Origin of the sequence: Paraburkholderia sp. SEWSISQ10-3 4 (genome assembly GCF_030464785.1) — a bacterium.
GTDB classification, from domain to species: domain Bacteria; phylum Pseudomonadota; class Gammaproteobacteria; order Burkholderiales; family Burkholderiaceae; genus Paraburkholderia; species Paraburkholderia aspalathi.
This window is the reverse complement of sequence record NZ_JALPRI010000009.1, coordinates 76,222-97,944: the sequence shown is the minus strand read 5'-3', so window position 1 is coordinate 97,944 and position 21,723 is coordinate 76,222. Positions and strand designations below refer to the sequence as shown.

Annotated in this window: 17 protein-coding genes; 2 read left to right on the top strand and 15 right to left on the bottom strand. The window is 56.7% G+C overall.

Annotated features, from left to right (window positions below):
• Positions 1–180: 180 nt before the first annotated feature.
• From M0D68_RS19015 to M0D68_RS18950, 14 genes are all read right to left on the bottom strand, one after another.
• Positions 181–759, bottom strand: coding sequence for a pyridoxamine 5'-phosphate oxidase family protein (locus tag M0D68_RS19015; RefSeq protein ID WP_200654308.1), 579 nt, complete (start codon positions 757–759; stop codon positions 181–183).
• A 457-nt stretch (positions 760–1,216) separates the two neighbouring features.
• Positions 1,217–2,239, bottom strand: a complete 1,023-nt coding sequence (locus tag M0D68_RS19010; protein ID WP_200654307.1) for a proline racemase family protein — start codon at positions 2,237–2,239, stop codon at positions 1,217–1,219.
• A 448-nt stretch (positions 2,240–2,687) separates the two neighbouring features.
• Positions 2,688–3,722, bottom strand: a complete 1,035-nt coding sequence (locus M0D68_RS19005) for a proline racemase family protein (RefSeq protein WP_200654306.1) — start codon at positions 3,720–3,722, stop codon at positions 2,688–2,690.
• A gap of 124 nt (positions 3,723–3,846) precedes the next feature.
• Complete coding sequence (locus M0D68_RS19000; RefSeq protein ID WP_093644120.1) at positions 3,847–4,035, bottom strand: 4-oxalocrotonate tautomerase; 189 nt, start codon at positions 4,033–4,035, stop codon at positions 3,847–3,849.
• Positions 4,036–4,419: 384 nt separating this feature from the next.
• Complete coding sequence (locus tag M0D68_RS18995) at positions 4,420–5,790, bottom strand: DUF3422 family protein (protein WP_200654305.1); 1,371 nt, start codon at positions 5,788–5,790, stop codon at positions 4,420–4,422.
• Entirely contained in the window at positions 5,750–5,938 is a 189-nt protein-coding gene (locus tag M0D68_RS18990; RefSeq protein ID WP_200654319.1) for a hypothetical protein, read from the bottom strand. Before M0D68_RS18990 ends, M0D68_RS18995 begins: the two co-directional genes overlap by 41 nt.
• A 68-nt stretch (positions 5,939–6,006) precedes the next feature.
• Positions 6,007–6,948, bottom strand: coding sequence for an electron transfer flavoprotein subunit alpha/FixB family protein (locus M0D68_RS18985; RefSeq protein WP_200654304.1), 942 nt, complete (start codon positions 6,946–6,948; stop codon positions 6,007–6,009).
• A gap of 9 nt (positions 6,949–6,957) precedes the next feature.
• On the bottom strand, positions 6,958–7,707 hold the full coding sequence (locus tag M0D68_RS18980) for an electron transfer flavoprotein subunit beta/FixA family protein (protein ID WP_200654303.1): 750 nt from the start codon (positions 7,705–7,707) through the stop codon (positions 6,958–6,960).
• 27 nt (positions 7,708–7,734) lie between these two features.
• Positions 7,735–8,949, bottom strand: a complete 1,215-nt coding sequence (locus M0D68_RS18975; RefSeq protein ID WP_200654302.1) for a PLP-dependent aminotransferase family protein — start codon at positions 8,947–8,949, stop codon at positions 7,735–7,737.
• A gap of 407 nt (positions 8,950–9,356) precedes the next feature.
• Positions 9,357–10,529, bottom strand: a complete 1,173-nt coding sequence (locus M0D68_RS18970; protein ID WP_200654301.1) for an FAD-binding oxidoreductase — start codon at positions 10,527–10,529, stop codon at positions 9,357–9,359.
• 102 nt (positions 10,530–10,631) lie between these two features.
• Entirely contained in the window at positions 10,632–12,131 is a 1,500-nt protein-coding gene (locus tag M0D68_RS18965) for an aldehyde dehydrogenase family protein (RefSeq protein ID WP_200654300.1), read from the bottom strand.
• Positions 12,132–12,240: 109 nt separating this feature from the next.
• Positions 12,241–13,347: a branched-chain amino acid ABC transporter substrate-binding protein gene (locus M0D68_RS18960; protein WP_234487790.1), complete on the bottom strand. Its 1,107-nt coding sequence runs from the start codon at positions 13,345–13,347 to the stop codon at positions 12,241–12,243.
• A gap of 1,250 nt (positions 13,348–14,597) precedes the next feature.
• Complete coding sequence (locus M0D68_RS18955) at positions 14,598–17,576, bottom strand: FAD-binding and (Fe-S)-binding domain-containing protein (protein ID WP_266224945.1); 2,979 nt, start codon at positions 17,574–17,576, stop codon at positions 14,598–14,600.
• A gap of 1 nt (position 17,577) precedes the next feature.
• Positions 17,578–18,606, bottom strand: coding sequence for a DUF1338 domain-containing protein (locus M0D68_RS18950; protein ID WP_093644144.1), 1,029 nt, complete (start codon positions 18,604–18,606; stop codon positions 17,578–17,580).
• A gap of 155 nt (positions 18,607–18,761) precedes the next feature.
• Here M0D68_RS18950 and M0D68_RS18945 point away from each other — a divergent pair, with 155 nt between their 5' ends.
• Positions 18,762–19,667, top strand: a complete 906-nt coding sequence (locus M0D68_RS18945; RefSeq protein WP_200652364.1) for a LysR substrate-binding domain-containing protein — start codon at positions 18,762–18,764, stop codon at positions 19,665–19,667.
• A gap of 129 nt (positions 19,668–19,796) precedes the next feature.
• On the opposite strand, the gene lhpI is transcribed toward M0D68_RS18945, so the two are convergent.
• Positions 19,797–20,705 (bottom strand): bifunctional Delta(1)-pyrroline-2-carboxylate/Delta(1)-piperideine-2-carboxylate reductase, encoded by a 909-nt coding sequence (lhpI, locus tag M0D68_RS18940; protein ID WP_093644148.1) that lies wholly within the window; start codon positions 20,703–20,705, stop codon positions 19,797–19,799.
• 250 nt (positions 20,706–20,955) lie between these two features.
• Between lhpI and M0D68_RS18935 the strand changes: the two genes are divergently transcribed.
• On the top strand, positions 20,956–21,702 hold the full coding sequence (locus M0D68_RS18935) for a FadR/GntR family transcriptional regulator (protein ID WP_200652363.1): 747 nt from the start codon (positions 20,956–20,958) through the stop codon (positions 21,700–21,702).
• Positions 21,703–21,723: the final 21 nt, after the last annotated feature.

The window sequence follows — 21,723 nt, the reverse complement described above, 5'->3', positions numbered from 1 at the left end:
CGTGTGACAGTAAACGAATCGCACATTCCAAGGGAGCTCACTTATCCACATCGAGCATAGCCCGCCGCCCCCCAAGGTTGCCGATGTCGGGCTGCGCATGGCGGAATCTACAACGCTCGGGGCCGCCGACCCATCAACTATATCGCTCACGCCCTTGTTGTCAACTTGCGGACTGGCAAATCAAGGAGCCACCCATTTCCCACACCACCTCTCCCCGTCATGTTCCAGACTCGCGCGGACATGGCCGGTTGAATACAAGTTGAGGTAGTCGATCTTCGAAATCCTTACGTCAATCAGGCAGAAATTCTCGAACCCTACCGATTCACCGTCCACTCCGGCATCTGTCTTTGCGTACGCGTCTTCCGGAGAAGCTACCGGCGTGCCGGGAATGTGCGGCGTACTGTAGACGATCAAAGTTCGAGGTCTGCTCAAGTTCCATGCCGGCTTGGTTTTTTCGGGATCTTCTATGATTCTTGCGATACCTTGAAGACGAATCTGTATCCCTGATTCGAAGTCAGAACCGACAATTGAGATCCGGGCATCTTTCCGTAACTCCGTAACCTTCTGCGAACGGACGTCCGTGTGGAATGTCACCGAGCGGTCCTCGCGACTGGCCCGACGCAGCACTACATTTCGTACTGCGGGCGCCCCGTCGACGCCCACTGTCGCAGCCTGCAGCACCGTAAATGGCGAATGTTCTCTTCCAACGTTCGCACCTGCGTGAAGAAGATTCCAAATTTCATCAACGATTTCGTCCAAGGCTAAGCCCTCACTTCATTTCGTACATCGACACGAGGTTACGTTTCTCTCATAGCAAACATAGGTGATCAAACTCAGCAGTCGCACAGCACCCGCGCTTCATCCAGAAGTTTCATTCGAGTTTGGCTGCTTCGTGGCGTAATGATGTGCCGGGCCCTTCGGTGGACCCATGCTAAAACTCCCGCCCATCCGCCTAGCAAGCCGCTACAAGATAATCCGACGCCGTGCTCCTTTAGCGCGACCGCCGTGCCTGTGGCTAATTGGCCCCTTTAGTCAGCATTCTTCGCCGTCAACGGGATATACGAAGCGCTCTTGAGTTGGTACATCGTCGAACCTCCCCTTCCAAAATGCTGTCACGACGTCCACACGGTACAACAACCGCACATTGTTTCCTCGTAATGGCAGATCCGATCTCACTACTTCGCCTGCCGTCCGTTTGCGTCTTCGCCCGGAACGGCTATCGCCCTTCCCCCCAGGTATCGCTAAGCGTAAAACCCGCAGCCAACGGATCGTCTGGATCCACGCCGAGCTGCTCGATCCCATAGATCCAAGCACGGCCTCGAATACGTGGCAGCACGGCGGGCCGTCCACCAACTTCGGTTCGGCCCAGCAATTCGACGCGAAACTCGCTGCCGATGGTCGAGCGCGATATCAGGCTTCCGCCGACGTCGACGAGTCCACGCGCAGCAAGCGTCGCCAGGTTCGCCGAGCTTCCAGTCCCACACGGAGATCTATCGATACGACCTGGTGGCAGGGTCGTACAAGTCTGATATTCCACATCGCTCAACCTTCTGCGGAACATTACGTACGCGATATTATTGATTTGTGGAAATAGCGGATGTTCTACGCGAACACGTTCATCAATAAGGCTGCGTAACGCGACACCGACATCCGCAAGTCGACGCGCGTTCTCGGGCACCAAATCAAGGCCGACCTGCTCTACATCGATCAATGCGTAGAACACACCGCCAAATGCTATATCCACCTTGATAGTGCCGAACTCCTTCGTCTCGATCGGCACGTCGAGGCGATCAACGAACGAAGGCACCATGTCCAGCGACACGCCAGTGCATCGCCCGTCAATACACGTCGCGCGAGCAGTGACGAGGCCTGCGGGAGTATCAAGCACCACAGTGGTTTCAGGCTCCTGCATCGGCACCATGCCCATCTCGAGGAGTGCCGTAACGACGCAAATCGCGTTGCTACCTGACATCGGGTGCGCCTTGTCCGCCTGCATCACGATAAAACCAGCATGCGCTTCTGGCCGCGTCGGCGGCAGGAGTATATTGACAGACATCTGCAGGCATCCACGGGGTTCGAAGATGACGAGCTTCCGTAGACTGTCATCTACCTCGTTAATGTGATTCATCTTGTCGAGCATGGTCTTACCGGGAATATCGACGACGCCGCCAGTTATGATCTTGCCGATTTCACCTTCGCAGTGAACGCCCACGATCTGCAAAGTTTTCTTCCAGCGCATAATTCTCTCCCTCGTTGATGCGTTTCATTTTGTCTGAATCGATCCACCCGGACCGTAAGACCCTTCTCAAACAGGCGTGGCTGTGGCAATGGCCCGAGCCCAGTTCAGGCAACTGTCAACTCGACGCAATTCCCGAAACCGTCCAGCAAATCTGACCTCTCACCCGGGCCGGCTTCGCCAGGAGAAACCACTCACGTCGAGAGTCAAAGGGGCGTTCGACATACAACAAGACTGTCCGCCCCGCCTGAATATCACACATAGCGTGTTTCATCTGGCCCATTGATAGCTCGCACGGCGTCAACATGGCACATTGCTTAGTCCGCGGTCGAAATCGCAAGCCACCAGCGAATTCGCCAGCCCTCTCTCAGTCCATCAATCCTGGTTGAACGCGCATCTGCAATCGAACATTACTGTCGAAAGATCATGAACTATGTTGCTTGCCGGATCGTTAGACAGTCTTCATCCATGTGTCGGAGACGGTGAATCCCTGTTGATAAGGATCAGTCGGATCCATGCCCATCTGGTAGAAGCCAGTAAGCCATGCCTGCCCGGCTATTACCGGAACGACGGCCGGATATTTCCCAACTTCAGAAAGCCTCTCGATACTGCACGTAAAGCGACTGCCAGTGATTGACTCATGGACAAGTATCTGCCCCACCTCGATTTGCTTCTTCGCATGCAGCAATGCAAGTCTTGCAGAAGATCCTGTCCCGCACGGAGAACGATCGCAGCGACCGGGCGATACGACGACTGTGTTCCTCGAGATCAACTGCCCGTTCTCCTGCAGCACGGGTCCCATAAACTCTGTTGCCGTAATTCCCGGGATCTGGGGATTCTCGGGATGTTCAACCGCCAGTTGCTCGGCAGCGGCGAGCTTGACCTTCTCGCCAATTTCACACAGCTCCCGCGCTTCCGAGGGGTTGATTGAAAAGCCTAAGTCCGCTGCGTCAACCATCGCGAACGTCATTCCTCCATACACGACATCGACTCGAATTGTCCCCATGCCGGGAACTTCGATGTTCTTATCAGTGTGATAGCAAAATGCGGGTTGATTCACGAGGCGCACGCTTGTTACTTTGCCGTCTGAGCATTCGCAGCGAACTTTGATCAGACCAGCTGGAGCTTCCAGGACGAGCTCGGTGACGGGCTCCTGCATAGGGAGAATCCCAGTTTCGAGGAGCACGGTCGCAACGCACATGGCGTTGGATCCGGACATGGCTGGATACTCTGTCGTTTCGAGGATAACGAATCCCATATCCGCGTCAGGATGTTCCGAAGGCAACACAATGTTGGCGTTGTGCCAGACAGCGCCGCGCGGCTCAAACAACACCATCTTTCGGATGTCGTCAAGCTTCGTCTCAAGATAAACGCGCTTGTCAAACATCGTCTTGCCAGGTATCTGGCCTACGCCACCAACGATGACTTTGCCAACCTCTCCTTCTGCATGGACGTCGACCACATTCAAAACTCTCTTGAATCGCATTCCCATCCTCCTTATTTACCAAACCCGCAGGGTTCCTACCCGAATGTATTTCTTGTTGCAGCGCGAAGCTTCTTCTTCGTCGAAGTTCATCCAACATTGCCGCGTTTATGCAGTGTGCGGGTTGCTATATTGCGCCGGACAATAGCTGCCCGCCCTTCGCCCAGTTTTCCGGTCGAATTTCAGAAAGGACAACATCGACGGTACCCGGTTCGACGCACAACGACTCACAAGTCGCCTTAGTGACTGCATCTATGAATTTGCGCTTCTGCTCCGCAGACCGACCTTCGAGAAGCTGAACGTGAAGTGTGGGCATTCTTTCTAAGGCTCCATGCTGTTAGTTAATCAATTTCCGGGACAGTCCCGTTGGGGAACCGGCTCGTTCATATGAAGGGACCGCTGCGTCGTCAAGCAATCATGACTTGATTGTGTGGACCCGAGCCGACGAAAAGGCCAGCGCCGATGCTCCCACCAATGGAGAGCATGACTACATGCCGTTGCTTCAAGCCGTCACCCAGAGCTCCCGGTTTCGCCGGCTTATCGAGACTATCTTGGTACGGTGCGCCGTCCGTCATGTAAGACGTGAAGCCGGCAGTGTGAACGCCGACCGCCACGTCGCGACGGGGGATACTTTGGGGGGCTCGTGCATACGTTCTCCTGTTATTTCCTTAAACACCTGCAGCGGACTGTTGTGTCCGCCCTATTTGCCTGCGTGGTTACGCATGGCTCGTTTGTCGGCTCGCGATTTCACCGCCCGCATAACCATGAGCAATGCAAAAATGACCGGGATAACAAGCGCCCCTTCCACTAATTCGGGATTGACTGGCAACGAGATAGCATGCAGGGAACGGAGAACAGCGGTAATCAGACTCAGGACATAGTACGAAATAGCTGCGACCGAGAGACCCTCCACTGCATGCTGTAACCGTAATTGCGTCTGCGACGTTGCGTCCATCCGTGCCAGGAGTCCAGTCGTCTGTCTCTCCTGTTCAAGCGTCACCCGCGTGCGTAACAGGTCGACCGCTCGCGCAATGCGTAGGGCGACCTGAGCTTGTCGTTCCCACACTGCCTGACAACTCTTCATCGCCGGCTGCAGCCGTCTATCCATAAACTCACCGAACGTCGGAGCCCCGGGAATACGTTGCTCCCGCAACTCTCGAATACGTGCTGAAACGAGGCTGTCGTAGGCTTTGCACGCACTGAAGCGTGCGGCGCCTTCCCCGAGTGACTCGCTTCGTGCGGCGAGATGCGTGAGGCTAAGAAGCAGCTCGGCGTCCTGCCCCGATTCAATGTGGTCCATCCTGGCAACAACAGCAGCGACCTGCCTTGTAAGTTCCTCGACGATCTTCGTGACATTGCGTGCGACCGGAAGCGTAAGCAACGCCATCATTCTGTATGTTTCGATTTCAAAGATGCGTTGAAGCAGTCGACCGGTCTGAGCCTCCCGAAAGTCGATGTCACACACGAGCACCCTTGTGTATCCATCGTCGCCCGCGCGCCAGTCACAATAGACTTCACCGCCGCCCATTACCTGGCTTGCCGCAACCACGGACCCGGAAAGATATCTCCGAACCGCCTTTCGAGCTGGCTCAACATCCGTACCGCTGACCAATTCCGCGTGCATCGCTACCAGACGTGTGCCTCGTAGTGCCATCAGCCACTCTTTCGGGATAAAAGTGTCTGCGTCACGAGAAAACGGCGCATCCTCAATCTCGGACTCGACGAAGGTGAAAGTCGAGAACTCGCTATGTAACTCCCATCTGATCTGGAACGAAGCATGACGGCCATAGTAGTGATTCGCATCATCAGACGGCGCCGGAAACCCTAGCTGCGCGCATTGCAGCCGAAGCAGACTGACATGTATGGCGAAGTCTTCGGTTGAATACACGGCGAAATGCACCGTCGTTCCGCGACCACAGATCTTCAGAAAAGGACGCGAATGAATTTCATCATCCAGAGACTTTCTAAGCGGATGGTCAAGCGTCGCGGGTATCCTCCCATGCGTACAGTCGTGTATCAACGCTGCGGCCTCAGCTGTAGCCGCGAACAACACGCGGAATCTCGCCGCCATCCTGATTCTCTGCAGCAAGACGCACGAAGACCTTCACCACATAGCCGGGTTCGGCTGAAATCTGCGTTGAGAGATGTCGCACCGGGTAGCTAGTGAGTTCACTGTCCATATCGTCGGGCAACGCGACCATGTGCGTACTCGTATTCATTTCGAAAGTCCTTTCGGGAATGGCGAACGGCCGCTGACGGCTTGCAGACGTGGCAACCGTTTTCGAAACTACGCGTTGAGCCTACTAACGAGCTCAGGTACGACCTGAAAGAGATCAGCCACGAGGCCAAAATCTGCCACACCGAAAATCGGTGCTTCAGCGTCCTTGTTGATGGCAATAATCGTCTTCGAGTCCTTCATGCCGGCCAAATGCTGGATGGCCCCGGAGATGCCCACAGCGATGTAGACATCAGGAGCGACGACTTTTCCAGTCTGCCCCACCTGGAAGTCATTCGGAACGTAGCCAGCATCGACGGCCGCTCGCGACGCGCCCATGGCTGCTCCAAGAGTGTCAGCCAGCGGCTCCAGGACTGACTTGTAGCGCTCACTCGAACCGAGGCCACGACCGCCCGAGACGATCACCTTCGCGGCGCTTAATTCAGGGCGTTCCAATTTCGTCAACGTTCGGCTGATAACCGTCGATGAATCGCTATCGGGCGCGGCGATAACCGCTTCTACGGGGACGCTTGCACCTCCATTCGCGTTGCTCGCTTCAAAGACGGAGAGACGCACTGTTAAAACCTTGATGGGATCGAGGGACTGCACGGTCGCAATTGCATTGCCCGCATAGATAGGTCGCTCAAACGTGTCAGCGGTTACCACGCGAGTGATATCGGAGATCTGACCGACAGCAAGCTTCGCAGCGACTCGAGGTGCTATGTTTTTCCCGTAGGCTGTTGCCGGAAAGACAATATGCGAGTAACGGTCGCCAATGCTTACCACCGTCGGCTCAATGTTCTCGGCGAGACCGTCCTTCAGGTGTTCCGCGTCAGCAAGCAATACTTTTTCAATGCCTTCGAATTTGGCGGCCTTCGCTGCGAGGGCGCTTACATTGAAACCTGCGACCAGAACGTGTACGGGTTCACCCAGTTGGCGAGCCGCCGTCAACGCGTGCAACGTCGAAGTTTTCAGTTCAAAGTTGTCGTGTTCTGCAATCAGCAATGTCGTCATGGCAATGTCTCAGTTCGCCTTCACTTCGTTTTTCAGCTTCTGGGCTAACGATTCAACGTCCGGCACAATGACACCGCCAGGACGTTTTGGCGGTTCGCTAACCTTTAGCGTCTTCAGACGTGGTTTGATGTCGACGCCCAACTCGGCAAAATCGATCGTTTCAATCGGCTTCTTCTTGGCTTTCATGATGCTCGGCAGCGTTACATAGCGTGGCTCATTGAGACGCAAGTCCGTCGTCACAACCGCGGGCAGCGTGACGCTGACAGTCTCGGCGCCTCCATCGATTTCGCGTGCAACCGTTGCGACATCACCTTCAACCTGAAGACGTGAAGCGAAAGTCGCCTGCGGAATGCCTGCCAGCGCGGCGAGCATCTGTCCGGTCTGGTTCGCATCGTCATCGATTGCCTGTTTGCCGAGAATCACAAGGCCTGGCTTCTCACGCTCGAAGATTGCGCGGAGGATTCGGGCGACGCCTAGTTGCTGCAGCTCCGTGTCAACGCACACGTGTACGCCTCGGTCAGCACCGATCGCCAGTGCCGTCCGAAGCGTCTCCTGGCACTGGGCGGGCCCGGCAGAGACTGCAATGACTTCCGTGACATGCCCCGTCTCTTTCAGGCGCACCGCTTCTTCAACGGCAATCTCGTCAAAGGGATTCATCGACATCTTCACGTTGGCAAGCTCAACGCCTGACTGATCGGCTTTCACACGAACCTTTACGTTGAAGTCCACCACCCGTTTGACCGCTACCAATACTTTCATTTCCTATTCCCTTTCCAACGCGTACGATTAAACCCGCGACGTATTTGCTGACAGCGCTTCTTCATACGCGTCACTCAACCGCCTTGCACCTTCCTGAATCTCATCGACACCAGGCGCAGCAAATGACAGACGAAGTGATGCAACGTCCAGCTTGTCTGCGAAGAAGGCCTTACCCGGGACAAAGAGAACCTTGTTGTCGATTGCGGCCTGCAGAAGTACCGAGGAATCCATACCTTCGATTCGAGCCCACACGAACATACCGCCTTCAGGTTGATGGAACCGGATGGCGTCGCCTAGTTGGGAACGCAGTGCGTCGCACAGGGCGTCGCACTTCCGTCGATACATCCCGGTGATGCGCGGCAAATGATGCTCCAGCGCACCATCTGCCAGGTACTCGGCGGCCGTAGCCTGAGTCCACGGCGCGCTGCAAAGGTCCACCGTCTGTTTGGCGATGACGCACCGGCGGGCAATTTCTGGTGGCGCGACCGTCCAGCCCACTCGCAATCCGGGCGCAACAATCTTGGAGAGGCTTGCAAAATGCACGACCCAGTCGCGCGAACCCGGCACTTCCGTCGACAAGAAAAAAATTGACGGAACCGCCGCACCTGAGAAGCGCAAGTCGCCGTAAGGATCGTCTTCGACGATGAGGAATTTGTACTCGACCGCAAGTTTGAGCAGGGCAAGGCGACGCTCCCGTGAAAGGGTCGCACCTGTCGGGTTCGCGAACGTCGGCACCGTGTACAGGAGCCGTGGGGGGTTGAAGGCCCCGCTGGAAAGAAGCGCGGACAAAGCGTCGACATCGAGACCATGTCCATCCACCGGCACTGTGACGACTTCCGCCTGCTGTAGCTTCAATGCCTGCAAGGTCGCGGGATATGCGGGCTGCTCGGTGAGAACGACATCTCCCGGCGCCACCAGGATGCGCAGCAACAAATCCAATCCTTGCTGCGAACCTGTTGTCACAAGCAGCTCTTCTGACGCACACGTCACACCCCTGCGAGCCATCAGCTTCACCAACTCGGCCTTCAGTTCAGGCAATCCATCCGTCGGGCCATACTGCAGACAACGATTTGACGCCTGGTAAGCTCGCGCCTGAGCTGACTGCAAACCCTCGACGTCAAAAAGGTCGCTGGCTGGATAGCCGCCCGCGAATGAAATCATCCCAGGTTCGCTGAGATACTTGAACAGCTCCCGTATCGGTGAACCGGACGGGTTTTGAAAAGGAGCGGTGAACTCGTACATGTCGTTTTTGGCTGGTGACCGGGAAATAGCAGCAGTTGCTTGCCGCAAGCGCTAAACCAAATGGTCTGTCCGCCAGCGTCTTTGCCACCGCCCGTCGATACACAAAGCATCGAATGAAATTTGAGCTTTGATTGTGGTCAGCCAAAGTGCAGCCAGCAAACGATATCTATGCACTACGTAATGCGCTTTTATCATCATGCCAGGTGCATTCGTTTATAGATGCTCACATTGATGCGTTTCTCCGGGCGCCGGTATTTACCCGAGTCACAAGTTCTTGAGGAAATTTGCACGGCTTCGCGCTCTTCCGCCTGCTAGCGAGCAAATAAAAAAGGCCCGACGATGTCGGGCCAAAATGTCGAAGCTTTCCAGGAGACGCCATCCGCCACAAACGGACGGACACGTCGACGTTACACGACGTTCTTTTCGACGATGGGACGGTTTTCGAGAATGCGGTTCCAGCTCAAATCCGACAGGTCCAGCGAACTGTATTTGCCATTGAGAATCAACTCGCTCACACCGCGGCCGGTGGCAGGTCCTTGCTGAAGGCCGTGTCCGCTGAAGCCGTTGGCGAAGATACAGTTCTCTATCTCAGGGTGATAGCCGATGATGGAGTTATGGTCGAATACGTTGTACTCGTAGTAGCCGGACCAGCAGTTCTCTACACGCAGTGCCTCGAATTCCGGCACTCGATGCGCGAGAGTCGGCCAGATGACTTCGTCAAAGATGTTGTGGTCAACTTCGTCCAGCGGCAAGTCATCCGGGTCGTTGTCTTCACTCGGCGAAGTTCCGGTGATGTAGGTTTTGCCCTCCGGGCGAAAGTACACGCCAGAGGGATCAATCAACAGCGGGCAGTTCGTCAGGCGTGCTGGTGAAGAAACATTAAAGATGCTGCGCCGACGCGCAAAGACGGGAATGTCGATGCCCATCATTTCGGAGATGCGTCTCGCCCATGCACCGGCAGCGTTGACAACCGTGTCGCACGGGTACTGTTCACCGTTGCTCGCAACAACATGGGTCACCTTTCGGCCGTCGCGAACAAGGCCTGTGACGTCTGCTGCAACGTACCGCGCACCAAGCGATTGCGCTTTCTTCCGGAGCGCCTGCACGAGACCGTAGCCGTCAAACCAACCCTCGCCACTTTCACCATAAGCACCCGACACGAGGTCTTCGACATTAAGCCAGGGGAACTTTGCCCTCAGGCCGTCCTGCCCCATCAAGTTAATATCTGCGCCCAGGCTTTTCTGCAGGGCATGATTCTCCCGCAGGGTTGCCGCACCTGCCGGCGTCGCGAGGAAAAGATATCCGCCTTCATGCAGATCAATCGAAGGCTGGTTGCCGTCGACTTCCAGCCGGTTGCCAATGTCGCGGAGAAACTCGATACCGTAAAGCGACATCTGAATCGACAACGGCGTCGAAAACTGTTGCCGGATTGATGCGGCCGATAACGCCGAGGACGACTTCGCATAGGTCGGGTCACGCTCGATGACCGTGACCGACACCGTCGGGTCCGAGGCACGTAAAAAGTAAGCGATAGAACTACCGATTACCCCGCCGCCAACGATAACGACTTGAGAACTCACGACTTGCTCCAAATTGCATGAATGGGCTGCTCCGGATAGAGCGGCTCTGAATCTCACAGGCAAGCCGGACATCCATGGCCTACCCGTGCATCGCCACTACCTTTAGTCGATGTTGAAATCGATGCCCTGCGCCAGTGGCAGCGCGGAGGAGTAGTTGACGGTATTCGTCGCCCGGCGCATGTAGGCTTTCCACGCGTCCGAACCCGATTCGCGGCCGCCGCCGGTTTCCTTCTCACCACCGAATGCGCCGCCGATTTCCGCGCCGCTGGGGCCGATGTTCACATTGGCGATACCGCAATCGCTACCCGAAGCGGACAGGAATCGCTCGCTCTCACGCAAGTCCGTCGTGAAGACGCAGGACGACAGGCCGTGGACCGCGGCGTTGTTTGCCTCGATTGCGTCGTTGAAGTCGCTGTACTTCAGAACGTACAGAATCGGTGCGAACGTCTCTTTCAGTACGATTTCGGTCTGTGACGGCATTTCAACGATAGCCGGGCGCACGTAGAAACCATGCTCGTTGCCGGCTACTACGTGGCGCTCGCCGCCAAAAACCTTGCCGCCTTCGCTCTTCGCCTGCTCCAGTGCGGCCTGCATGCGTGAAAACGATGCTTCGTCGATGAGCGGCCCCATCAGAACACCCTGCTCAAGCGGGTTGCCTATAGCGACCTTGCTGTACAGAGTCTTCAGACGCTCCACTGCCTTGTCATACACACTTTCGTGAACGAACAGGCGACGCAAGGACGTGCAACGCTGACCAGCAGTACCCACCGCCGAGAATACGATGCCACGCAGAGCGAGTTCCAGATCGGCTGTACTGGACACGATGCCGGCGTTGTTGCCACCCAGTTCAAGAATGGAGCGGCCGAAGCGGCGAGCGACTTCAACACCAACCGTACGCCCCATCTCGGTACTGCCGGTAGCACTAACGATATTCGAACGCGGATCGGAGACCAGCTTCGCTCCAACTTCACGACCGCCGTTGATGAGCTTTGTCAGGCCTTCCGGCGCATCGCCGAATTCCTTCAACGCATCCTGCAGAATTCTGTCGACAGCCAAAGCGGTAAGAGGCGTCTTTTCCGAAGGCTTCCAGATGACCGCATTGCCGCAGACGAGCGCAAGCGCAGCATTCCATGACCAGACAGCCGCCGGAAAGTTGAAGGCGGAAATAACAGTGCAGACGCCCATCGGATGCCACGTTTCGGCCATGCGATGGCCCGGACGCTCTGACGCGATGGTCAGGCCGTACAATTGGCGCGAAAGACCAACCGCGAAATCGCAGATATCAATCATTTCCTGTACTTCACCTAGACCTTCCTGGAGAATCTTGCCGGTTTCGAGCGTGATGATGCTGCCCAGCGCGTGCTTCTGTTCACGCAGCTTGTTGCCTAGCAGGCGAACCAGTTCTCCACGACGCGGTGCAGGCACGTTGCGCCAGACGGCGTATGCAGCTTGGGCCTTGGCCAGTGCTGCGTCAACGTCGGCGACGGACTCGCTCGCAACGCGACCAATGAGTTCACCATTGACGGGCGAATGGACGGCGATATCGCCTGCTTCTGCGAAGTGAGATATGCCGAGTTCCGAGAGAATGGTTGATGCTTTCACGATATGACCTCTTAAATTTTCCAATGCCTAGCTTTGGTAGCACCTGCTTGATTGACGCGGTGTCGGGCGGCTCGCCGCCTCCGCGTCATATCGCTTACTCACAGCATGTTCAGTCGGCTGATCGGGTTGTAATCGGCACCCAGGTGACATCCTTGACCTGATACATCGTCGAGCGCGGGTTCTTCAGGTCACCGGTTTGGGTGAAGCCAATCTTGCCGGTGACACCATCGTAGTTCGTCGATTTCAATGCAGCGTTGAAATCGGCCGGCTTGACAGAGTTCGCCGCCTCCATCGCCTTGATGGCAACCCATGTCGCGTCATACGCGAAGGGAGCGTAGGAAAGCATGTCTGTACCGAACTTCTGTTTGAACCTGGACTCGAAGGTCTTCCCCTTGGCCAGCGTGCTCAGAGGCTGGCCATATTCCCATACCGACGAGCCGTCCGCCGCACTACCCGCGAGCCGGATAAAGTTGGCATCCATGACACCGCCGCCGGCCAGAAATTGCGCCTTCATGCCAAGCTGACGCATACGTTTGACGAGCATGGCCGCCTGAGCGTCGAGACCTCCGAAGAAAACCAGGTCTGGGTTCGTGCTCTTGATAGCCGTGAGCTGCGCGCTGAAGTCGACGGCCTTGTCGTTCGTAAACTCGCGAGCCACGATGCTGCCACCAGCCGACTTCACCGCTTTTTCGAATTCGTCCGCCTCGCCCTGACCGAAAGCCGTGCGGTCGTCAATGATGGCGATGCGCTTCGCCTTGGTCACGGTCGCGGCGTACTGACCGGCATTACCCGCGTTCTGGGAATCTGTAGCTATAACGCGGTAGATCGTGTTCAACCCACTCTGAGTGATAGTCGGATTGGTAGCGGCCGGCGTAATCATCGGGATGCCAGCCTTCGCGTAAATCTTCGAAGCCGGCAACGTCGTACCCGAGTTGAAATGACCGACTACCACCGAAACATTGTCGTCAACGAGTTGCTGTGCAGCCTGTACGCCGACGCGCGGGTCGCCCTGATCATCCTGCGACTCCATGACGAACTTTACCGGCTTGCCACCGATGGTGTGGTGTTCAGCGTTCGCTTCGTCGATTGCCATACGCACACCGTTCTCGATGTCCTTACCATACGCAGCACCGCTACCCGTAAGCGGGCCTGCAACACCAACTTTGACGACAACTTCCTGGGCGCTGACCGCGCCGGCGGCAAGCGTCAGCGACATTGCAATGACAGCGGTACGGCGGGAAGTGCGGAGAAGGGAAACCATGGGGTAGTCCTTTGATATCTGTTGTCGGTACAAAACGCACTTCGGTAACAACCAATGGCCCCAGCGCGTGTGAGTCATCCTCTGTCGCTCCGCCAGCGGTACATCAGCAAATCAGCTTTCTGATCTCGCTGAACGGCCTGAAGAACCTGTCAGCCCCGTCGGAACGTGACGCTCGCCGCGTCGGTGAAGAAGATGCAGGCCGATTGTGTGTATCCAATATAGGGGTATCAAACGATATCTATTCACCACCTGATGCCTATTTCTCATCAAGCCAGATGTGACAAGCATTCTCGGGAAATGGACTTCGATCTATCAGGCCACCAGGAGATTCCCGAGGTTCAAAGGAGACAGCCCCAAACCCGCCCTAGCCGTCCTGGAACTCCGGTCAGACCGCATATGTGGACGAAAAATCCGGGGCTGTTCACCCTTGCAGTTTCATCGAGGTGTGGGATCAAACAATATTAGTTGGTTATACTACAGATGTTATAAATTTATCTTCAAGCTAGTCTGGTGTTTGTGTTTCGCCAGGCTTTCGTAGTCGGCTTCAGCCTAGTGTTTACCTTTCCTGATTTTCCCGATAGCGATCACGTCATGCACCTGCATTTCAGTTTTTCCAGAACCGTACAGGCCCACAGTCTCCGAGTCCCTTTTCCGGTCCTCTGGAATCCCCACCTTGGGGCTCACGCCGTTGCTGCCGAAGTCACCCTCAAACGTACAGCGCCGGGTCTTGGCTGGGTGGTACCGGCAGAGACACTTTTCTCGGTGGATTTGGTGCCCGGAATTGAGGGTTGTGCGGCAGGGACATTAACTCTGGAATTGTTTGACAGTGGCGTGCATTCCGCGCCGGACTGGACTTCTCTGCACGCGGCCTACTGGACGCGGAGTTCGCTGTTTGGGCGCGCTCTCGCTCAGCAAATGTTCATCGCGCCCGCATATCCGTGGAGCATCGCCGAAGTATCACGGACGCTGGGCGAAGACATTCGCACAGTGCAGATGCGCTTGTTTCGGGAGGCATATAGCTTCACATCTACGCTGAGGCGCTGTCGCATGTTTCGTGTGCTTCTGTCGACGCTTTCGAAAGATGCTCCGTCACCGAGACTGCCGACCGCAGCCCTCGCAGGCAGTGCGCAGAAAATGGACTCCCTCTTCGAAGCCGTTCATCAGACGAGGCTATCAACAATCGAAAGAAGCCGGCTTCCCACGGCTCACGATATCGGCGTCAAGTCGCCGGTGATGCGCGGCACTGGCTTCGCCTGCGGAATGTGTTCGCGCTTCAGCGCCTTCAGCGCCAGTTGTGCGATGTGAATCGACTGTCTGCCCGCGCCCTGTTCGATCTGCTCCCGGCAACTAAATCCGTTAGTCACGACTATTGCGGTTGCAGGAGCGCTGCGGACAAGCGGTAGCAACTTGTCTTCGGCGATTTTCATCGAGAGGTCGTAATGGTCGGCATTGAATCCGAACGACCCGGCCATTCCGCAACACCCCGTATCAAGCAGGGTCCATCGCACATGGAGTTTGTCGAGCAGAGCAGTCTCGCCTTTCATGCCGAAGATCGACTTCTGATGGCAGTGCCCGTGCACGACAACGTCCGCGTCGAGCTCCGCCCAGTCGTAGTCTGCTCGAGCGACGAAGTCGGAAAACAGAAAGGTCTGCTCTGAGAGTCTTCTCGCCATCGTGTCGTCAGGGAGTTGCTTGAGCAACTCATCCTTGAAGACCGACAAACATCCGGGCTCGAGCCCGATAACGGGCACTCCCGACTGAATGTCCTCAGCCAGCTCGTCGACGGCGCTTCGGAGCAGCGCGCGTGCCTCATCAAGCAGACCGTAGTCGTACAAAGGCCGGCCACAGCAAAGTCGCTTGCGCGGCAAAACGACTTCGTAGCCAATCGCAGTCAGCACATCAAATGCGGCCGTTGCGACCTCGGGAGAAAAGTGGTCGTTGAAAGTATCAACCCAGAGAATCACCTTCTGCGTGGGTGCAGTTTTCGCAAGGCTGTCCACCGTCTGCCGCTGCCTGGCCATCGCCCTGAACGTCCGGGGAGCGAATACTGGCAGATGCCGTTGCGGCGCGACGCCCGCGACCCACTTGCTGATACGAGCCAACGGTCGGGCTGAAGTCATGAAATTCGTCAACCACGGAAAACGACTCGCTAGCGGTGCCCATTGACCAATCCTCCCCATGAACATCGCCTGCCGCGGTCGACGATGGTTCTCGTAGTAGTGAGACAGAAACTCAGCCTTGTACGACGCCATGTCGGTATGCGTCGGACAGTCTGATTTGCAACCCTTGCATGCAAGGCATGTGTCCAAAGCTTCTTTCACCTCAGGGCTGTTCCAGCCGTCGGTGATAATTTCGCCCTGGAGCATTTCCCAGAAGAGGTGGGCTCGGCCTCGCGTGGAGAACTTCTCCTCGCGTGTTGCACGAAAGCTCGGACACATCGTCCCGCCATCGAGGGAACGACACTTGCCCATGCCAATACAGCGTTCAACCGCTCGCTGCATGCCGTCGCCTTCCGGGCTCGAGAACGCGAGCCTGGTCGTAAGCGTCACGGGCTTATATGAAGGTCCCATCCGCAAATTTTCATCCGCGCGATACGCATGGACGACCTTGCCCGGATTCAGGCGATTGGCCGGATCCCAGATAGCCTTGAAATCTTCCATCGCCTGCATGATTTCCGGGCCATACATAATGGGAAGAAACTCAGCTTTGGCTTGACCATCGCCGTGCTCCCCAGACAGGGAGCCACCGAAGTCAACTACCAGTTGCGCGGCCTCGCGCAAAAAGCCGCGCCACTTCAGCACACCCTCGTCGGTTCGGATATCGAAGGTGATACGCGCATGGACACAACCATCGCCGAAGTGACCATAAAGGCAGGTTTCATATCCAAACCGGTCCACGAGCGCCTGAAACTTGCGCAGGTAGTCCCCGAGTCGCAACGGGTCAACGGCCGCGTCCTCCCAGCCCACAATCGGGTCAGGCTTTGACGGGTCCACCGCCAGTGCAACGGCAGATGCACCTGTCTCTCGAATCGACCAGATCTTCTGCTGCTTCTGTTTGTCTTCGACGACAAAACCGCTGACCGCGGCACCGCCGTGGCCGGCCATGAAGTAAGCGTGAGCATCGTTTGCCTGTTCTATGGCATCAGCAACCGTGTCCGCTCCGAACTCCAGAACGACCCAGGCGTCGCCCTCCGGCAACAGCGCAATCTCCTCTTTCTTCAGTCCGCGCGCTTGCAGACCACGAATGATGGCGCGGTCGAGGCCTTCGATTGCGATTGGCGAAAAGCGATTGAAGTGAGGAACGCCATCTGCCGCGGTGTAGATGTCCTTGAAGCCAAGCACGAGCAAAACGCGGCACGATGGGCTGTGAACGAGGCGCACCATTGCCTGCAAAGTAACGGCGCAGGTCCCTTCGGTTCCGACGAGTGCTCGCGCAACGTTGAAGCCATTTTCCGGCAACAGTTGGTCGAGGTTGAATCCGGACACGCGCCGCTTGATTTGCGGAAACTCCGCACGAATTCTTTGCGCATAACGGTCGCGCAGCGCTCGCAACCCTGCGTATATCTCTCCCTGCCGGCCGCCGCGCGCAATGATTTCTTCAAGCTCGGGCTCCGTGGTCGGACCCGCCCAGAATCGCGCGCCGTCATACGTCACGATTTCCAGCGCTTCGATGTTCTCGACGGTCTTGCCACCCATCACCGAGTGCGCACCGCAAGAATTGTTGGCAATCATTCCGCCAAGCGTGCATCGGCTGTGTGTCGCAGGGTCCGGCGCGAAGGTCAGGCCATGCTCTTCAGCCGCGTCGCGCAGGTTATCGCACACGACGCCCGGTTCAACCAGCGCCGTCCGGCTTTCCGCGTCAACAGAGACGATCCGGTTGACATACTTGCTCGTGTCAGCCACAACCGCCACGTTCACGCACTGGCCATTCTGCGAAGTGCCTCCGCCTCGTGTAAGAAACGGAACATCGTTGCGCCGGCACACACCGAGCGCGGCAACGAGGTCGTCCACATCGACGGGGACCACAGCGCCTAGTGGTATCTGCCGGTAGTTCGATGCATCAGAGGCGTACAACGCTTTCGACCCGGCATCGAAACGAACTTCACCACGAAGGGTTTTCCGAAGCTCCGCCTCAATGTCTTGCAACAGGGCTTTGCTCGCCTGGAACGCGGTAGCGGGTTTCACTTTACTGCGCCGCGTTCGCTGTCATCTTGAAGATGCCTTGAGCGTTTCCGGCGTCGAAGCGCAGGTCAGTTGCCCAACTGCGCGATGCCTGGTCGAAGTTGCGCTTGCGCGTGATGAACTCATAGAACGAACCAGGGACGTCACGCGTCACGATTTTTCCGTCATGCGATTTGAACTCGCGCCTGACCGTGTCGGCACGGTAGGCAGTCTGGAATACACGACCTGAGCGCGACCGCTCGACTTCGGGCTTCATCGGCCGCCCCTTCGCCTTCTCATCGTCGGACAACTTGAACACGTCTTCGACGCGGTCCGTGGCGTGGTTGAACGCATTGCCTTCCGTCGCAATCCAGGCCATTTCGGCCGACTCAAGCAGGAGTGCCTCGTAGTCTGCTTCTTGCGGTACTTCATGATGGCGCGCAAAGGCGCCGACGATCACAGGCAGTAGCTCGCATGCTGCCTCGACAGGCAGCGAGCCGTCGCGTTCCAGCTCCCAGAGTTGCGAGACTGCTGCTGGCGTCAACGGGTCCTTCGACGTGCTCACGACGTTCGTCACGGCTTGCTGAAACTCGCTGGAGAAACGTTCCGGGTGAAGCTCGCTGACGAAAAACTGGGCAATCCCATCAGGCGCGTCTTCGTGTAAGTAAGCGCGTCCGGTCATGCCCAGCTTGTCCAACGGGTAGCGGCCGTTCAGCTTGAAACCAAGCGGACGTAGAATTCGGGTAAATGCGGCTTCGCCCGGCGGCAGTGCGCCATTCTTCGACCAACGAACAGTGCGAAGCGCGCCGTGGTCGAAGTAGACTGACCCGCCTTTGGCGATTGCCTCGTCCGTGTAGATCCGGCCATTCGTCGAGCGGTCCAGCAGATCCTCGAACAGGGCCATGTTCATCGTATGCGCCAGTTCGGCGCGCGTAACAATCCCGGCCTCCCAGTCCTGAAGCACGGTCGGGAAATTCAGGGTGGCAAAGAGGGAGTCTGTCTTTGCGGGGCCAAGCAGCTTCAGTAACAGATGTTCAACGTTCGAATTACGCATCGCTTATCTCACAGGGACACAGCGCCGGAAGGCGGAGATTGTTCTTCTGCTGACTTCCCGGAGGAAGGTCAGCCGTACGTGATTGCATTATTCAAACGGTTGCATATCGCGTAAAGCGAGATTAAATTGTTACTTGATGACATTTAGGAATTAACATGCGCAAGTTCAAGATTCCCAACATGGGCGCGTTGCTGGCATTTGAAGCTTCTGCGCGACACGAGAGCTTCACGCATGCGGCGAAGGAACTGTTCCTGACGGAAAGCGCCATCTCGCGTCAAATCGCAACACTCGAATCCAATCTTGGTGTCCGCCTGTTTGTTCGCGCAAAGCAGCGCGTGGTGCTCACTCGTGCCGGGCGGCTGTACGGCACGCAAGTCCGCAGGGCGCTCGAAAATCTCGACCGCGATACCCTGTCAATCATCGCTCATGGTAGCGGCGGTGGCTATCTCGAACTCGCAGTACTTCCCACGTTTGCGTCTCAGTGGTTAATTCCGCGCCTGAAAGATTTCAACGACCGAACGCCTGACGTACGGATAAATATGGGCGTGCGTACTGACACGTTTTCGTTCGAGGAATCACATTTCGAAGCGGCCATTCACTATGGAAAGCCGACGTGGCCGGGCACCTCTTCCGACTATCTGTTCGGGGAAGAGGTGGTACCCATCTGCTCGCCGTCGCTCTTATCCAAACCCATCAAAAAACCCCACGAACTGCTTGCCTACCCGCTGTTGCACTCGACCACTCGTCCCGACGCGTGGACAAGATGGTTATCGGATCTCGGCGTCGAGGACAATTCCACGATGCAAGGCGTGCGCTACGAACTCCATACGATGCTGATCAGTGCCGCCGCCGCAGGGCTAGGCGTGGCACTTGTACCAAAGTTTTTCGTCGAGGGGCAGTTGAAGCAGCTTGGCCTCATCATTCCCTTTGAAGCCGCAACTGTTGCAGACTCCGCCTACTACCTCGTTTATCCGACGGAACTGAGCCACGGCAAACCGCTGGAGCTCTTCAGAACATGGCTTCTCGAACAAGCCAGCGCATACAAGGCACCGAAACCGTGATTGCTACTTCTCTGCGCTGCATCTCAGATACTTACGCAGAACCCCTGAAGGCCGACGCATACTGCGCAGGAACCCATCGGGGGCAACGGCCTGGCTAGCGCAAGTTGGCAGTTGCGGGGCACTGGTTGATCAACCTAGCGCACTGCGCGCCACGCGGCACGCGGCCAGATCCCATGCGGCGCAGCCAACGCTCTTGAAGAAAACCGGTGCATCCGGCTTGAGCTGACCTTGAATCGCTTGTGCCAACGAACCAGCGCGACTCCAGTCAAACTCAGCCTGAATCAGGTCGCCTGCCTCGTGCTTCGCGCCCACTGGGTCGTCAACAACCACGAAACTGCCATCAACAACCTGTTTGCTGATTTCGGCAGCGTCCGGCGTGAACGCCCCGACGCCGATGACCAACCGACCGGAACGAACCGCTTCGTTGTAGACGGGCTTCCTGCTCGTAGTCACGGTAACCACAACGTCGACGGAGTCGGGGATCTCACCTTGCAGTGCTTCGAGCTTCGGGGCGACCACCATGTGTCGTTCAACAAAGCTTCGTGTGTCGTCGTCCGAAATGCCCTTGGCCAGGATTCGCGCCTCAGGGAAAAGTGTTGCAAAAGCCTCGACGTGATTCGACGCCTGCTTTCCCGTGCCGATGACCAGGATTTCCTTGGGCAAACCATTCAGAAGCGTCATTGCGCCCAAGGCCGACACGGCAGCCGTGCGACGCCCCGTCACAGTCGGACCATCAAGCACGAACAACATCTCGCCAGTGTCTGCGTCGCATGCGATGACCTGTCCGTTAATGGTCGGCAGGTTGCGAGCGATGTTGCCCGGGCAGACGTTCACCAGCTTATGAATCGCGATATCTTCCGCGCTCGACGGCATGGAGAGCATCACCCCGCCTTTTAAAGGAATGGACAGTCGCTCGGGACTCGCGATGTCGCCGGCGCCGTACTCGACGATTGTTCGCCTAAGCGTCTCTACGAGTGCGGTGTAGTCAAGAAGCGAAGCTGTCTCCTGTGCATCAAAAGTCGTCTTTTCGGTATTCATGCGGTTTCCACTGAGGTAGGAAGGGGCGACTCGGCGTACGCAGACAGAGAGTCAAGCCGGATAGCCACTGGACTTTATTTAGACCAGTTATGGTTCACAACCAAGCCAATAGTACATGTAAAGAAGCAATTTTGATCAATTTAAAGCCAAATTGAGGGAATTCCCTAGGAACAATCAGCCCGCAGCGGGGTGCCAGTCTTCCTCAAGTGGTACATTTTTGAACCACCCATCTCTTCGCATTCGTCCATATATGGCTTCCGCACCAGCCGAATTCCCTCGCAATTTCCGCCCGCTTCAGATTTATGAGCAGGTCTCGGAAAAAATCAGAGCTGAAATCCGCGCAGGACGATTTATGCCTGATGCGCGGCTACCCTCAGAGCGTGAACTTGCTTCACTTTTCGGCGTGGGGCGGCCTGCTGTACGTGAAGCCATTGGTGCCCTTCAGAACAAAGGGCTCGTCATCACGCGCAGAAACTCAGGCACATACGTCGCGGGCAACGCGCCCGACGTTCTGAGCAGAAGTGTGGACGTAGCGCAAGCACCGGATGGCCAACTGCAGCCCGATTACAGCCCCTCAGCGACACTGGACGTTCGCCTGATATTGGAGCCCGCAATTGCACGGCGCGCTGCCGCGCTCAAAAAGCGCGACAAGCTTGCGGAGCACTATCTGTCACAGATGGAAACGCTCACCGATGTGTCCGACCCTGAACAACGCACGCTCTGGAACAACAGCGACCGTCTCTTTCATCGGCAGCTCGCCCAGATGACGGGTGACGCGTTGCTGGCAAGAATCGCAGATGAAATCGCGGAGACGATGGATCAATCGCTGTGGAAGCGGATAAAGGACGATGGGATATTCGACCCGCAGCGTATTCGTCTCTACGTTGCGGAACATCAGCTCATCTATGAGGCAATCGTTACGGGCAATGCCGATGCCGCAGCGTTTTACGTCGAACAGCACATTCATCGCGTGAAGCAGGACATCACTCCACCGTAAATGCGCGACAGGCCTGCTTCT